Source organism: uncultured Faecalibaculum sp. (genome assembly GCF_910588395.1).
Lineage (GTDB): Bacteria > Bacillota_I > Bacilli_A > Erysipelotrichales > Erysipelotrichaceae > Faecalibaculum.
The window spans coordinates 1-14,050 of sequence record NZ_CAJUPA010000048.1 but is presented as its reverse complement, the minus strand read 5'-3'; the positions used below and the strand labels follow the sequence as shown (position 1 = coordinate 14,050).

The 14,050-nt window shown below is 55.2% G+C and carries 12 protein-coding genes and 3 tRNA genes; 13 read left to right on the top strand and 2 right to left on the bottom strand.

Translation table 11 applies throughout. From position 1 onward, the window contains the following. Nucleotides 1–182: 182 nt before the first annotated feature. Nucleotides 183–389: a hypothetical protein gene (locus QZ305_RS10615; RefSeq protein WP_294731885.1), complete on the bottom strand. Its 207-nt coding sequence runs from the start codon at nucleotides 387–389 to the stop codon at nucleotides 183–185. A 43-nt stretch (nucleotides 390–432) separates the two neighbouring features. Here QZ305_RS10615 and QZ305_RS10610 point away from each other — a divergent pair. The 3 genes from QZ305_RS10610 (at nucleotide 433) to QZ305_RS10600 (ending at nucleotide 674) form a co-directional block, all read left to right on the top strand. Then, a tRNA-Thr gene (locus tag QZ305_RS10610) sits at nucleotides 433–508 on the top strand. A 12-nt stretch (nucleotides 509–520) separates the two neighbouring features. Beyond that, nucleotides 521–596, top strand: a tRNA-Asp gene (locus tag QZ305_RS10605). Between the two features lie 4 nt (nucleotides 597–600). Continuing rightward, nucleotides 601–674, top strand: a tRNA-Gly gene (locus QZ305_RS10600). 130 nt (nucleotides 675–804) lie between these two features. Here the strand turns inward: QZ305_RS10600 and QZ305_RS10595 are convergent. Further along, on the bottom strand, nucleotides 805–2,142 hold the full coding sequence (locus tag QZ305_RS10595) for a peptidoglycan bridge formation glycyltransferase FemA/FemB family protein (protein WP_294731883.1): 1,338 nt from the start codon (nucleotides 2,140–2,142) through the stop codon (nucleotides 805–807). 202 nt (nucleotides 2,143–2,344) lie between these two features. Here QZ305_RS10595 and trkA point away from each other — a divergent pair, with 202 nt between their 5' ends. The 10 genes from trkA (at nucleotide 2,345) to QZ305_RS10545 (ending at nucleotide 13,933) form a co-directional block, all read left to right on the top strand. Next, nucleotides 2,345–3,769: a Trk system potassium transporter TrkA gene (gene trkA / locus QZ305_RS10590; protein ID WP_294731881.1), complete on the top strand. Its 1,425-nt coding sequence runs from the start codon at nucleotides 2,345–2,347 to the stop codon at nucleotides 3,767–3,769. Next, entirely contained in the window at nucleotides 3,708–5,201 is a 1,494-nt protein-coding gene (locus tag QZ305_RS10585) for a TrkH family potassium uptake protein (RefSeq protein ID WP_294731879.1), read from the top strand. Before trkA ends, QZ305_RS10585 begins: the two co-directional genes overlap by 62 nt. A gap of 120 nt (nucleotides 5,202–5,321) precedes the next feature. Continuing rightward, nucleotides 5,322–6,002, top strand: coding sequence for a DNA repair protein RadC (gene radC, locus QZ305_RS10580; RefSeq protein WP_294731877.1), 681 nt, complete (start codon nucleotides 5,322–5,324; stop codon nucleotides 6,000–6,002). 142 nt (nucleotides 6,003–6,144) lie between these two features. Beyond that, nucleotides 6,145–6,981, top strand: coding sequence for a rod shape-determining protein MreC (gene mreC, locus QZ305_RS10575; RefSeq protein WP_294731875.1), 837 nt, complete (start codon nucleotides 6,145–6,147; stop codon nucleotides 6,979–6,981). Then, nucleotides 6,978–7,547 (top strand): hypothetical protein, encoded by a 570-nt coding sequence (locus tag QZ305_RS10570; protein ID WP_294731874.1) that lies wholly within the window; start codon nucleotides 6,978–6,980, stop codon nucleotides 7,545–7,547. Before mreC ends, QZ305_RS10570 begins: the two co-directional genes overlap by 4 nt. A 177-nt stretch (nucleotides 7,548–7,724) precedes the next feature. Continuing rightward, entirely contained in the window at nucleotides 7,725–10,277 is a 2,553-nt protein-coding gene (polA, locus tag QZ305_RS10565; protein WP_294731872.1) for a DNA polymerase I, read from the top strand. Continuing rightward, a complete protein-coding gene (gene mutM / locus QZ305_RS10560) occupies nucleotides 10,277–11,179 on the top strand; it encodes a DNA-formamidopyrimidine glycosylase (protein WP_294731870.1) in 903 nt (300 codons plus the stop codon). The genes polA and mutM overlap by 1 nt, the downstream gene beginning before the upstream one ends. Nucleotides 11,180–11,236: 57 nt before the next feature. Beyond that, complete coding sequence (gene coaE, locus QZ305_RS10555; RefSeq protein WP_294731868.1) at nucleotides 11,237–11,845, top strand: dephospho-CoA kinase; 609 nt, start codon at nucleotides 11,237–11,239, stop codon at nucleotides 11,843–11,845. Continuing rightward, nucleotides 11,835–13,031, top strand: a complete 1,197-nt coding sequence (locus QZ305_RS10550) for a DnaD domain protein (RefSeq protein ID WP_294731866.1) — start codon at nucleotides 11,835–11,837, stop codon at nucleotides 13,029–13,031. The genes coaE and QZ305_RS10550 overlap by 11 nt, the downstream gene beginning before the upstream one ends. After that, nucleotides 13,028–13,933 (top strand): DnaA ATPase domain-containing protein, encoded by a 906-nt coding sequence (locus tag QZ305_RS10545; RefSeq protein ID WP_294731865.1) that lies wholly within the window; start codon nucleotides 13,028–13,030, stop codon nucleotides 13,931–13,933. The genes QZ305_RS10550 and QZ305_RS10545 overlap by 4 nt, the downstream gene beginning before the upstream one ends. Nucleotides 13,934–14,050 lie beyond the last annotated feature (117 nt).

The following is a 14,050-nucleotide window of genomic DNA, read 5'->3' as shown; positions in this document are numbered from 1 at the left end:
ATGACATGTGTGCTTCTTCCTGGAAGTGGCAGTCGATGAATCCGGAAGGGTACGCTGCCAGCTGACGGAAAAAAACAGGGTTTTTTCCCGTCAGCCCGCAGCTTAATGCTGAATGCCTGGACAGGCAGACAATGATGATTATAATAAGGAGCTGCACGTGCATGATTGCCGTCAAAGGTGAATCATCCGGTGGCTCCTTTTTCCGTTTTTATCAGTGGCTGGAGGGTTACTTCATAAGAGAGGGGTTCAGACGGCACCTGCAATGCTGACTCTCCCCTTGCCGAAGTAAGTGCAGCTCTCTGCGGCTGGTCGGTTGCATTCAGTTTGGCAATTGACGGGCGTAAAAAAGAGAATAAAAAATCAAAAAACTGTTGCCTGGTACCTGACATCGTGTTATTATCAATAGGCAGTCAGCCGAAAGGCGAAGGCAACGCCGACTTAGCACAGCTGGTAGTGCAACGCACTCGTAACGCGTAGGTCATAGGTTCAAGTCCTGTAGTCGGCACCATTATTTAGATTTGGTCCAGTGGTGTAGTGGTTAACATGCCTCCCTGTCACGGAGGAGATCGTGGGTTCGAGTCCCATCTGGACCGCCATTATGCAGATGTAGTTCAATGGTAGAACACGACCTTGCCATGGTCGATACGGGGGTTCGATTCCCCTCATCTGCTCCATCTAGTTGCGAAATGAATCCGAAAGGGTTCGTTTTTTTTTGTATATCAGTCGTTGCTTCGTGCAGGCGGAGAACGAAAAACAGCTGCAGTCAACCGGATCCGGCTGTACTGCAGCTGCAGGAAAATGGCATTATTTCCTTTCGTTCAGTCTGGTCAGTCTGGCGACAGCCGGGCGGAGAACCATGGTGAATTCACCTGCATACTCCACGACGTGCGCACCAAACTCTTTTTTGTATTTATATACGCCATAGCCCTCTTCGTCCGGCTTGAATTTACCGGAAATTCCCCAGAAGTTATAGCGCAGGGCCCCCCGTTCAATGGAACGGCGTATCATCTCGAACTGAACAGCCTGGGGGCCGAAAAACTGAGACAGAGACCGGATGGATCCACCGAACAGGTAGATGGTCTCTGCAGGGGTAATGACAAACAGACCGCCCGCCAGCGGAATCATTTCACCATACTCCCGGACAAGGTCATCCAGCTCCCGGGCGCGTTTTTCCACAGGCCTGAGATGCTCCAGAACAGAATTGACTTTGTTTTTCCGCTTTTTGGACCCCGGTGCTTCTGCCAGCTCAGCCTGGGCCTGTTCCAGATCTGCCTGTCCCTTGCTCAGCTCCCGGTTCAGGTAATCCCGGTACCGGTTCGTGTCCAGAAAGGAGGCCACTACGTTGCAGTCATCTCCAAAGGCTTTTTTCCATGCCTGATACGTCGCCAGATCCGGTGCCTGGAAATCATGAACTTCTGCACTGGCTTCTTCCAGTTTATGCATGATTTCCATCTCATCCATTTCCAGTTCCCGGACGACAATGAAATCCTGCATGCCTTCCCGGATATGCCGGGGGATTTTCATGGAGAATCCTTTGAAAACTTCCCCGACGCTTTTATGACGGACACCTGGCTGATTCTTCATGAACTCGGAGGTATGCATCATGCCATCTTCCGGCGTTTCTCTTTCCACCAGATCCAGTACCGAAACCCAGCGTGCCTGATGGGTCATGTCAAGACCATTGGTCCACAGTTCTTCCGGATGGAAGCCGGTCTGTGCCAGCAGCTGTCGGTAGGACTCGTTGTTGAAACCATCTGATACCACTTTACCTTCCGCATCCCGCTGCTGATACTCCACGCCGGATTCCAGCTTCAGCCAGACAGCCCCTTCCTGCTTCAGCAGGGGAACCAGCCCATGAATGAATGCTTTGATCAGTTCGGGATCTGCGGGCGTATCGGAAATCCATTCCCGGAGTGCCCGGGCGGATTTGAACAGTTTCATCAGAGGATCGATCCGCACGATCATGGCGATCACCAGTCTGCCATTTTCAAACCCGCCATAGATCTTTGGCTTAAAGCCCCTGTCTTCCATAAACTGAATGAACTTAGGATGCTGGTACATGTTGTAGTCCTTGCCGGCTGCAAAGGCTGCATATTCTTCTTTTGTTATGGGATGTACATCCAGTACAGTTTTATCCTGCATGTCGAAAACTCCTTCTCAATGGCCAAAATACTGGCTGACCGCCAGCCCGGGTTTTCCGGGGGCGGCAGTCATGGCCCCATATGAATATATACTAACTCAGTACGTCGCCCAAGCCCTCAAAACTGTCATACCCTTCCACCCCGGATTGATTTAACCGAAGGAAACCGCTACCATGGATGCAATGCTACAGGAGGGGAATCTCATGAATATCGTCGTTGTGGGCGTCGGCAAAGTCGGCCATGCCCTTGTCCGTCAGCTGGATGCTGAAGGTCATGATGTCACGGTGATTGAAAACAAGGCACAGGTACTGGAGCATACCCTGAATTATCTGGATGTGGTCGGGGTGCAGGGAAGCGGAACGGATGTGGACATCCTCCGGGAAGCCGGTGTGCCCAGAGCCGATCTGGTCATAGCAGCCACCAGCACGGATGAAACCAACATTGTCACCTGCCTGCTCAGCCGACGCATCGGCGCAGCCCGCACCATTGCCCGGATCCGGAATCCGGAGTTCCACAAAAGCTCCTGGCTGATCAAGGATGATCTGGGGCTGAGCATGCTCATGAATCCCGAGAATGCAGCAGCCAGTGAAATCATCCGCTGCCTGCACTATTCCTCGAAGGTCAAGGTGTATTCCTTTGCCAAAGGCCGCATGGAAATGGCAGAGGGCCGGGTGGGAGAGAACAGTCCTCTGGCAGGCCGGAAAATCAATGAAATAGATGCCAGGGGCAGAGCCAGTGTTCAGTTCTGCATCATCCAGCGGGACAATGAGGTGATCATCCCCGGCGGCGAGACAGTAATCCACAGCGGTGACAAGCTCTCGGTCGCCGGAAGCACCCGGGAAATCGAAAAGTTCTTTGCACAGTTCTGGCCCATGAAACGCCGCCGTTTGCGGGAAGTGATGATCGTGGGCGGATCCAGAATCGCCAACTATCTGGCTTCCAGGCTGCTGGAATTGAACATCGAAGTAAAAATCATCGAGAAAAACCGGGAGAAAGCCGACGAAATCGCTGCCCGTTTCCCGCAGGTGACTGTCATCTGCGGAGACGGTACGGACCAGACGCTGCTGCTGTCGGAGAATCTTCAGGAAATGGACGGATTTGTCTCCCTGACAGACAACGATGAAGAGAATGTGATCATATCCATGTTCGCAGAACGCTGCGGCGTGGAACATGTGGTCCCCAAGGTCAACCGTGTCGAGCTTGGATTTCTGCTGGAAAAACTCGGTTTGTCCAATGCCGTTACACCCAAGAACATAGCCGCAGACAACATCGTGCAGTATGTCCGTGCCATGCAGAATTCCGTGGGCTCCAATGTGGAGTCCATTATTCAGGCAGCGGATGGTGCAGTGGAGGTGCTGGAATTCCGTGTTGCGTCCAACTGCCGGTTCATCGGCAGACGCGTGAAGGATCTGCCGCTGAAAAGCGGGATCCTGGTGGCTTACATCACCCATAAATCCCGGCCGCATATCGCCAGGGGAGATACACTGATCAATGAGGGAGATTCCTTTATTGTTGTATCGAAAGTGAAAGGACTTCGTGATATCAATGACGTTCTCGCTGCATCGAATGGCAAGGAAGCTGAACTGGCAGGTCATCCTGCAGGTGCTGGGCTTCGCGGTTCTGTTTGAGTCTGTTCTGCTTCTGCTGCCGCTGCTGGTGGCGGGGATCTACCATGAACAGCACATGCTTCAGGCCCTGCTGATCACCATTGGCATTACTTTTGCCTGCGGCGGGCTGCTGTCCAGAATCGAGCCGAAAAAGCAGGACTACTTTGCCAGGGACGGTCTGATTGCGGTGGGTCTGATCTGGATTGTTCTTTCTCTGGCAGGAGCGCTTCCTTTCCGCCTGAGCGGAGAGATCCCATCCTACGTGGACTGCTTCTTTGAAACCGTGTCCGGCTTCACCACCACCGGAGCCACGATCCTGACAGACGTGGAGACCCTGAGCCGTTCTGCCATTTTCTGGCGCAGTCTGACTCACTGGGTGGGCGGCATGGGTGTGCTTGTGCTGCTTCTGGCGGTTCTGCCCAAAACCGGAGAACAGGCCATGCACCTGATGCGGGCAGAAGCCCCGGGACCGAGCATTTCCAAACTGGTTCCCCGCCTGCGGACTTCCGCCATGATTCTCTACGGACTGTATCTGCTTCTGTCGCTTCTGGAGCTGCTGTTTCTGCTGGCAGGGGGCATGCCGTTTTTCGACTCCCTGATCCATACATTCGGCACTGCGGGAACCGGCGGTTTCAGTCTGTATGCCGATTCCATTGCCCACTATCATTCTGCGTATTTTGAGACGGTCATCACCGTGTTCATGTTCCTGTTCGGCGTGAACTTCAATCTGTATTTTTTCCTGGTGATGCGGGATGTCAGACCGCTGCTGAAAGATACGGAATTCCGGACCTATCTGGGCATAACCATTGGTGCCTCGGTGCTGATTGCCCTGAATATCCTGCATCTCTACGGCAGTCTGGCCACGGCTCTGCGATATTCTTCCTTTCAGGTTGTCTCGGTGATGACTACCACCGGCTACGCCACGGCAGATTTCAATCTCTGGCCGACGTTCTCCAAAATGATCCTGTTCTTTCTCATGGTGGTGGGTGCCATGGCAGGCAGCACCGGGGGCGGCATCAAGGTGGTCCGGCTGCTGATCGTTCTGCGGACCTTGAAACTCAATGTGCAGAAGCTGGTGCATCCGCAGAAAGTGGAAGCTCTCACCCTCAGCGGCAAACCGGTTCCCCGGGAGGAATGCACAAAAGTGCTGGCGTTCTTCTGTTTCTGGTTCATTCTGATTGCCCTGTGCACCATGCTTGTGGCTTTGGACGGGCTGGATTTCGAGAGCACGATCTCGGCGGTCTATACCTGCATCGGGAATGTGGGCCCGGGATTCGGAATCTGTGGTCCCACAGGCAGCTTCGCGCCGTTTTCGGCTTTTTCCAAACTCGTGCTGTCATTTGCCATGCTGGCCGGGCGGCTGGAGATTTATCCGATCGTCATTTTGTCTCTGCCGCTGTTTGCCATCTTCCGTTCTTCCGGGAAGAAGCGCACAATCCGAAGAAGAGACTGACTCTCTGATGACCGGGCAGGTTCCCGGTTTTTTTTCTGCTCTGCTGCTTAGAAGTCACACGAAAAGTAAAGATGGTATGAATTTCCGCAAAAACAGCAGAATCTGGCGAATATAACAAGTATGAGAGTACAGGAAATTTGTCTTGAGCAGCGCCCGAGAGAAAAAGCGCTGCAGCAGGGGATCCGTTCCCTGTCGGATGCGGAGCTGCTGGCTCTGATCCTGGGAAGCGGAACCAGGACCTGTCCGGTCATGGATCTGGCAGCAGATGTGCTGAAAGCAACATCCAGCCTGGCAGACTGGGATTCCTTCACACCGGCTTCTTTCATGAAGATTCCGGGGATCCGGGAAGCCAAGGCTCTGCATCTGGTGGCTTCGGTGGACCTTGCCAGGAGAATACGGCGGGCCAAAGCGTTCAGGAGCCGGCCCTTCGACTTCAATGAAGTGCTGGAATGGTGCCAGCTGGAGTTCGGGATGAGTCCCCTGGAGCAGTTTGCGGCTGTGTTTCTGGATGCCAGAGGCCGGATCCTGTCCAGCCGGGTGCTGAGTGTGGGGACCCAGACCGAAAGCCTGGTTTCCATCAAAGGGGCGTTTCGTGCAGCCCTGCAGGAAGATGCAGCACAGGTCATGTTCATCCACAATCATCCCAGCGGGGATGTGACACCGTCCCTGGATGACATTGAAACCACCCGGGCGCTGGAGGAAGCCGGGACGACCATGGGGATCCATGTGGTGGATCATCTGATCGTGGGCGGAAGCAGCTGGCTGTCCATGAAGCACGCCGGCTATATGAAAGGAGAATAGACGCAAAACAGCGCCGGATTGAGGATTCCGGCGCTGTTTTCAGCATGAAGCCCTCCGGAAAGCCAAAGGTCAGGCAAACAGTTTCATCTTGTTTGCAACGGAGAGCTGACGGTATAATGTTGGGCGACAAAGGGGGACCATCATGAAACGATTCAACCGCACTCAGCGCCGGCTGCTGACAGCTGTCATTGTCATACTCGCAGCAGGCAGCATCATGATGGCCCTGCGCCAGGCACCGCTGTCCAATGCCGGATACAGTGCCTGGGCCTACATCAAATACGGTCTGGTGGACAAGCCGCTGACTTCCCTGGGCGGGATGTTTCAGGACGTGGCCAGTCTGTGGTCGGTCTATCAGGACAATGAGTATCTCAACGAAGAACTGGCCAGTCAGCGTTCCTACCAGACTATGTATCAGGATGAGAAAAACCGGAATGAAGAGCTCCAGGAAATGCTGGAGATGAAAGGCGGTCTTCCGGAAAGTCTGCAGATCGGCTGCAGCGTTCTGAACCGGCCGGCTTCCGCCTGGAACCAGTCCTTTACGATTTCTGCCGGCAGCATGCAGGGGGTCAGGGAAAACATGCTGGCTGCCAGCAGCGAAGGGGTTGTGGGTCTGGTCAGTCATGTGGAGACCGCCACCAGCACAGTGGAGCTGCTGACCAGCGATACGCTGATCAACGACATTGCCATTTCCATTCCTCTGGAAGACGGCACCACGGTGGAGGGCATTCTGCAGTCCTACGACGCCAGAAAGAAAGCATACCGGGTATCGCTGTTCAACAACGAAGCCGTGATCACTTCCGGGCAGAAAGTCGCCACTTCCGGCAAAGGCGGAAACTATCCTTCGGGCATTTTTGTGGGAACGGTGACAGAGAGTGTCGTGAATGACGATGCGATCATATCCACCATTTATGTCAAGCCTGTGGCCAATATCAGCAGTTTCAACTACGTGACGGTGATTGGCAGAAAGGACAGCGAATGATCCGCAAACAGCCGATGATTCTGGCAGGATTTGTGATTCTGGGGCTTCTGGACGGGCTGATGGCCTATGCCTGGCAGCCGGATTACACCCTCAGCCGGTTTTCCGTCATTCCGCATTTTTTCCTGATGGGGATGCTGGTGTTTGTGTACAACAAGGATAACGTGACCAGAATTCTGAGCGGTCTGCTGGCGGGACTGGTATCTGCCCTGTTTTTCCAGGGGGCCTTCTGGTTTGACCCGCTGTATTTCACCGCTGCTGCCTGGCTGGCAGGACTGGCCCCCGGCTGGAGCAATTCTCTGCGGTTTTCCTGGCTGTTCTTCCCGCTGTTTGCTTTTGGCTATGATCTGCTTCCCTGGATCTGGATGCGGCTGTTCACGCCCTATAACGGATCGCTGCTGCTCTGGCTGTGGCGCATGGAGACTTTTTCGGTCCTGCTGAGCATTCTTTCGCTCTGGGTGATCCGCTATGCCGCGGATGTCATGGACCGCTATTTCAAAATCATCAGAATCCGACAGGCCAGAGCTGACCGGAAAAAACTGATGCATATGCATCTTTCAGGCCGGTGAACGGCCTTTTCTTGTGAGGTGATTCACAGGGTTGTCCGTCGGAAGCCCGGCCTTCGGCTGCTGTTTCAGACAAAGCCTGCAGATGACTCAAGCCCGGTATCATGATGCCCTGTCTCTCTCGGCAGCGTCAGCCGGGAGGCTCTGAAGGATACAGGTCATCGTGCTAGAATGGAGAGTATGAAGAAATTATTGCTGGTGGACGGCAACTCGATGCTGTTCCGGACATACTATGCCACGATTGGTCAGTCCAGACGGATGACCACATCACAGGGGATTCCCACCAATGCGGTATTCGGCTTCATTCATCTGCTGCAGAAGGCCATGGCAGATATTCAGCCGGATGCCATGCTGGTTGCCTGGGACTGCGGGAAACCGACGTTCCGGCATGAACGGTTTGAGGCTTACAAGGGGACACGGAAGGAACTGGATGAAGAGCTGATTGTGCAGATGCCTGTTGTCAGAGAGTATCTGGATGCGGCTAACATCACCCGGTATGAAGAAGAAGGCTATGAGGCGGATGACATCATCGGCTCGATGGCGGCTTCGGCGCCGGATATGGAAACGTACATTCTGACATCCGACCGTGATCTGCTGCAGCTGGTGGATGATTCCACCCGGGTGATTCTGATGAAAAAAGGGCTGACGGAGCTGGATATCGTGGACAAGGCAGAGCTGCAGGCGCGGTATGGGCTGGCTCCTGCGCAGATCACGGATCTCAAGGGTCTGATGGGAGATGCATCGGACAACATTCCCGGTGTGAAGCACATCGGGGAGAAGACTGCGCTGAAGCTGCTGCATGACTATCAGACGGTGGAAGGCGTGTACGATCACCTGGATGAGATCAGGGGGAAGCGCAGGGAATACCTGGAGGAAGGAAAAGAGTCCGCGTTTCTGTCCAAGGAACTGGCTACGATTTACCGGGATATGAAACTGCCGTTTTCCATGGAAAACCTGGCTCTGCATCCGGAGAATCCTCAGGATTTCTACCGGAAGTATGAGATGCGCAGTCTGCTGCAGCAAAGCGGAGATGACGCAGCGCAGCAGCAGTGGCCGGTGGCGGAGATAGAACGTGTGGACTTCGAGCCGGATGGAAACATCATGCTGGCGGCGGCGAGCCTGGATTCGTTCATGGATCAGACTTTCTATGGATTTGTATTTCCCCGGGGCACAGAGTGCTGTTTCCTTCCGCTGGAGAAGGCAAAGGAAGATCCTTCTTTCCTGACAGCCCGGTCCTGGACAACCTGGGATGCAAAGGATTTCATGCATCTGCTCAATCGCAGTGATCTGCCTGTGGCGGATTTTCAGGAGGATCTGCACATTGCCTCTTTCCTGCTGCATTCCCAGGCCACAACGGCTGATTCACTGATGGAGGCGCTGGGCATTGTTCTGCCGGAGTCTTTCAAGGATCTGGGGATGAAGTCAAAAGGCGGCAGTTCCCGCCAGCGTATGGTGCCTGTCATGGCCAGTTTGGCAGGACAGCTGTCGCAGAAAAAGGAGAAGATCCTGGCGGGGCTGAAGGAAGAGAACATGGTGGATCTGTACAGATCCATCGAGCTTCCCCTTGTTCCGATATTATGGGAAATGGAAACCACCGGCATTCAGTGCGACAGACAGCGGCTGGATACGCTGGGGGTGGAGTTCCAGAAACGGATGGATGATCTGGCGGCCCGGATTTATGAGCTGGCGGGTCACTCCTTCAAAATCGAGAGCCCGAAGCAGCTGGGAACGGTCCTGTTTGATGAACTTGGTCTCAAGGGCGGGAAAAAACGCAGTACGGCGGCGGATGTGCTGGAGAAGCTGCGGGATGAACATCCGATTGCGGATCTGATCCTGGAATACCGCAAGTATTCCAAGCTCATGACCACCTACATCACCGGTCTTGCCAAATGCATCGTGGATGGAAAGATCCATACGACGTTCAACCAGACCATGACCCAGACAGGCCGGCTGTCTTCTTCGGATCCGAACCTGCAGAACATCTCGGTGCGGGATGAAGAAGGCCGGCAGATCCGGAGTCTGTTCACCGCGCCGGAAGGCCACGTGCTGCTGTCGGCGGACTATTCCCAGATCGAGCTGCGGATGCTGGCGCATATGGCGGATGAACAGGCAATGATCCAGGCGTTCCTGGACGATGCGGATATTCATACCCGGACAGCCTGTCAGCTGTACAGCGTGCAGCCGGATGAGGTGACGGATCAGATGCGGCGGGTGGCAAAGACGGTCAACTTCGGCATCATTTACGGACAGACGGATTTCGGCCTGGCGCAGACGCTGGGCATCACCCGCCGGGAAGCCAAGGAATTCATGAATATTTATTTTGCCAGCTATCCCAACATTCACCGGTACACCAACCGGATCATCGAATTCTGCGAGGAGCACGGCTATGTGGAAACGCTGATGCATCGCCGGCGGCTGATTCCCGAGATCAGGGACAAGAATTTCATGACCCGGGAGTTCGGCAAGCGGGCGGCGATGAATGCGCCGGTGCAGGGCAGCGCGGCGGATCTGATCAAGCTGGCCATGATTGCGGTAAAGCGGAAGATGGAAGAGCAGCAGGTGAAGTCCCGGCTGCTGCTGCAGATCCACGATGAACTGATTCTGGATGTGCCGGAAGAGGAGAAGGATCTGATGATCGGCCTGGTTCAGGAAGCCATGGATCATGCCATGGACCTGCGGGTGCCGCTGAAAGCGGGCATCCATACCGGCAAAAGCTGGGATGAGGCCAAGTAATGCCGGAAGGACCGGAGGTGCAGACTGTTCTGAATGTGCTGGAACAGGAAATCAGGGGAGCTGAAATCAGAGAGGTGGAGGTCCGCCATCCGAAACTGGCGGCGAATCTGCCGGTGGCGGAATTTGAGCAGGCGCTGCGGGGGCAGCGGATCGAAGGGTTTTCCCGGATCGGCAAGTATCTTGTGCTGATCACGACGGATTATGACTGGATCATCCATCTGCGGATGGAGGGAAAGTTTTATGTGCTGCCGGCAAAACCGGATCCGGCCGCAAAGCACATGCACGCGCTGTTCGAGCTGGCGGACGGGCGATGCCTGGTGTATCACGATGTAAGAAAGTTCGGGCGCATGTATCTGTACCCCAGACAGGAGGATCTGCGGACTCTGCCGGTGTTTGCAAAGGTGGGGCCGGATGCCTTTTCGCCGGTTACGGTGCCGGAGTTCCGGCAGCGGCTGAAAAAGAACCGCGCCATCAAGCTGAATCTGCTGGATCAGGATGTGATTGCGGGAATCGGCAACATTTATGCAGATGAGATTCTGTTTGCCAGCCGCATCCATCCCCAGACTCCGGCCAAAGATCTGACTGATGCCCAGCTGGCGGATGTCCTGCACAACACCCGGGAGATTCTGGCTGAGGCTGTCAGAAAGAAAGGAACCACGATCCGCAGCTATACATCGAGTCTGGGGGTCCAGGGGGAGTTTCAGAATCAGCTCAGAGTGCATACAAAGGATGGATCCGGCTGTCCTGTGTGCGGACATGAGATCGAAAAAACGAAGGTAGGTCAGCGGACAACGTATTTTTGTCCCGTGTGTCAGAAACTGCCCGGGAATGAGACCCGGGACGAAAGCCGCAGCGGCACGAGTCAGCAGGTGTCTGCCCGACAGCCGGCAGAGGAAAACTGAAGGCGGAAGCTGCAGAGACGCCAGACCGGTGCTGAAACCGGAAAAGGAGATGATTGCATGAAAGAGAAGGACAGGGCGGTCCATGTGATCGGTCTGACAGGATCCATGGGATCGGGCAAGTCCACCGCTGCGGGTTTGCTGTCCGGCTGCATGCCGGTTCTGGATCTGGATGAAGTAAACCGGTCACTGCTGCTGCCGGCGGGCAGAGGGACAGAACTGCTTTCGCAGCTGTCCTGGGTGCCGGTTCAGTCTGACGGAACGGTGGACAGGAAGGAACTGGCAGCCAGGATGTTTCAGGATCCTGACAGACGGAAGCAGGCGGAGTCCATTCTGCATCCGCTTCTGTGGGAAGCCATGGACAGCTGGATCGGACAGCAGCATGGCTTCTGTGCCGTGGAAGTGCCGCTGCTGTTTGAGACCGGCAGTCAGGAACGCTTTGATGAGATCTGGTGTGTGACCTGTTCGGAAGCGACTGCGCTTCAGCGGCTGCGGGAAGGCCGTGGGTATGCAGAACAGGAAGCCCGGCAGCGTCTTGCCTGTCAGTACCCTGCAGCAGACAAAGCGGCTGCCAGTAATGTGGTGCTGTGCAACGACGGTGATCCGGAGGATCTGAAGTCCCAGGTGCTGGCAGCTGTACAGAGGCTGGAGAAACCCGATGAGCAGTGACAGTCAGTCCATTCTGCTTCAGGTCCGGAAACCGGAGCGCACAGACCGGGACAGTCTGTTCCTGCTGTACAGACCTCTGTGCGGACAGGATGCGGTGATGCTGTATGAGACCCTGACCACCATCGGACGGTATCAGAATCGGATGAATCTGGAGCAGCTGCATCTGGCTTCGGGGATCGGGCAGGGGCGCATGGAAAAAGCCCGCCGGAATCTGGAGATGTTCGGGTTGCTGGATGTGTATCTGGATCCGGTCTCCGGCGGGGAATTGTATGTGGTCAATCCGCCGCTGGATGTGTCCAGATTTCTGCATCATCAGGTCTACAGCCGGCTGCTGCTGAACACTGTGGGATCTGCCCGGTTCGACAGCCTCATGCAGTTTTTCTCTCAGAGCAGCAGCGTGCCCGAGGGATACCTGCGGCGGACTGCCCAAATCGACACGGAAGCTCTGGAACGGCAGTGGACAGGGGAAAAGGAAGAATCCCTGCAGCAGCTGCTGCCGCCCCGGGAAAGTTCGGGATTCGACTGGGATAAGTTCTACCGGAACCGGGAGTATCTGTTTCCGGTCCGAATGCGGACCCGGGCCAATGAAGAACTGATAGCCAATCTGGCGCGGCTTTATGGGCTGAGCGAAGAGCAGATGGTCAAGTATGTCAGCCGGGCATGTCCCCCGCCGATGAAGATTCTGGATCAGGAAGCACTGAAGAACATCATCCGCAATGAACGCCGTCGGGAGTTCATGGACCATCCCGATCCCTTTGACAATGCGCCGGTGCTGTTTCTGCAGGAACGGCAGAAAGGTGCGCCGGTTTCGGATGCGGACCGCCGGATGCTGGAAAAGCTCTCCGGAGAATACCGCTTCACCGGTCCTGTGATCAATGAACTGCTGGATTACACCATGGAGCAGACAGACGGCGCCCTTCCCACCAGCTATGTGGAAAAAGTGGCGGGTACCTGGAGCAGACTGGGGCTGGATACCCGGGCCAAGGTCCGGGAATGGCGGCGGAAGCAGGGAGGTGCAGTTTCTGGCGGCAGCAGACGGAAAACCGCCCGGGCTGCCTCCGAAGGCGTCTTCAGCGGCAAGCTGCCGGAGTGGTACAGCGATCAGGGCCGTCAGTTTTCCTCTGAGGAGGAGCGACGGAAGATGCTGGAAGAGATTGAAGACATCAGGAAAAACTGGAAAGTATGAAACGGATAGAGATACACACGGAAATGGATGAAACGACGCTGGCTGCCCGGAAAGAACTGGTGGACAGGCTGAAGCAGGATCCGAGGATCATTCAGTTTCTTCAGCGGGAGAAACAGGATGGCCGGTTTCTGGAGCAGAATGCAGGGGCGCTGGGACGCTATGTGGATTCCCTGGATCTGTGCAGAAACTGCCCCGGTCTCCAGCTGTGCCGTCAGCCGATGAAAGGCCGGGGACTGTCCATGCATGTACAGGACGGGATCCTGGAGGAAACCTATGTTCCATGCCGGCTGCAGCAGACTGTTCAGGACAGACGGCAGCACCGGGAGAATTACCGGATTTACCACGGTGATCCAAAGGATCTGGAACTCAGCATGAAAGGCATCAGCATGGCTGGAGAGACGCCGGAATACATGAACTGCTACATTGAGGCGATGCGTACGGCTGCAGAAGACGGAGGCATTTTCCTGTACGGGCGGCCCGGTACCGGAAAAACCTATCTGCTGACGGCGCTGGCTAACGATTTTGCCCGGCAGGATCTGAAGGTGAGCTTTGTGAAAGTCCCTCTGTTTGTACAGGATTTCCGGCAGTCTCTGGATGATCCGGATTACCGCCACGAAATGCTGGGTCATCTGAAATTCTCGGATGTCCTGTTTCTGGATGATCTGGGTTCGGAGGGGATTTCCAAATGGACGCGGGATGACATTCTGTTCCCGGTGCTGGATTACCGGATGCAGAACGGGAAGAAGACGTATTTTTCCTCGAATTACACCCCGGCAGAGCTGCTGGAAAAATATCAGCCGGATGGAGACCGGGTGGCTTCCCTCCGGCTCCAGGAACGGCTGCAGTCTCTGGCCAGACCGGTGAAGATGGCTGGCCCGTCCCGCAGAAAAACCCGAACGTAAGCGATTTCATTCGCTGCATATCCGCGTCAGAAGCCGGAAACGGTTTTCAATTGCTGCCGGTCGTTGTAAAATCCCGTCTTTTACAGTTTGAAGCGTGAAATCGGCGAGAAGCCCTTT

Bases quoted from the DNA above. Each gene is read 5' to 3' on its own strand.
- polA (WP_294731872.1), top strand. From the start codon at position 7,725: ATGAAGAAATTATTGCTGGTGGACGGCAACTCGATGCTGTTCCGGACA.
- coaE (WP_294731868.1), top strand. From the start codon at position 11,237: ATGAAAGAGAAGGACAGGGCGGTCCATGTGATCGGTCTGACAGGATCC.
- trkA (WP_294731881.1), top strand. From the start codon at position 2,345: ATGAATATCGTCGTTGTGGGCGTCGGCAAAGTCGGCCATGCCCTTGTC.
- QZ305_RS10615 (WP_294731885.1), bottom strand. From the start codon at position 389: ATGTCAGGTACCAGGCAACAGTTTTTTGATTTTTTATTCTCTTTTTTA.
- radC (WP_294731877.1), top strand. From the start codon at position 5,322: ATGAGAGTACAGGAAATTTGTCTTGAGCAGCGCCCGAGAGAAAAAGCG.
- mreC (WP_294731875.1), top strand. From the start codon at position 6,145: ATGAAACGATTCAACCGCACTCAGCGCCGGCTGCTGACAGCTGTCATT.
- QZ305_RS10550 (WP_294731866.1), top strand. From the start codon at position 11,835: ATGAGCAGTGACAGTCAGTCCATTCTGCTTCAGGTCCGGAAACCGGAG.
- QZ305_RS10570 (WP_294731874.1), top strand. From the start codon at position 6,978: ATGATCCGCAAACAGCCGATGATTCTGGCAGGATTTGTGATTCTGGGG.
- QZ305_RS10585 (WP_294731879.1), top strand. From the start codon at position 3,708: ATGGCAAGGAAGCTGAACTGGCAGGTCATCCTGCAGGTGCTGGGCTTC.
- QZ305_RS10595 (WP_294731883.1), bottom strand. From the start codon at position 2,142: ATGCAGGATAAAACTGTACTGGATGTACATCCCATAACAAAAGAAGAA.
- mutM (WP_294731870.1), top strand. From the start codon at position 10,277: ATGCCGGAAGGACCGGAGGTGCAGACTGTTCTGAATGTGCTGGAACAG.
- QZ305_RS10545 (WP_294731865.1), top strand. From the start codon at position 13,028: ATGAAACGGATAGAGATACACACGGAAATGGATGAAACGACGCTGGCT.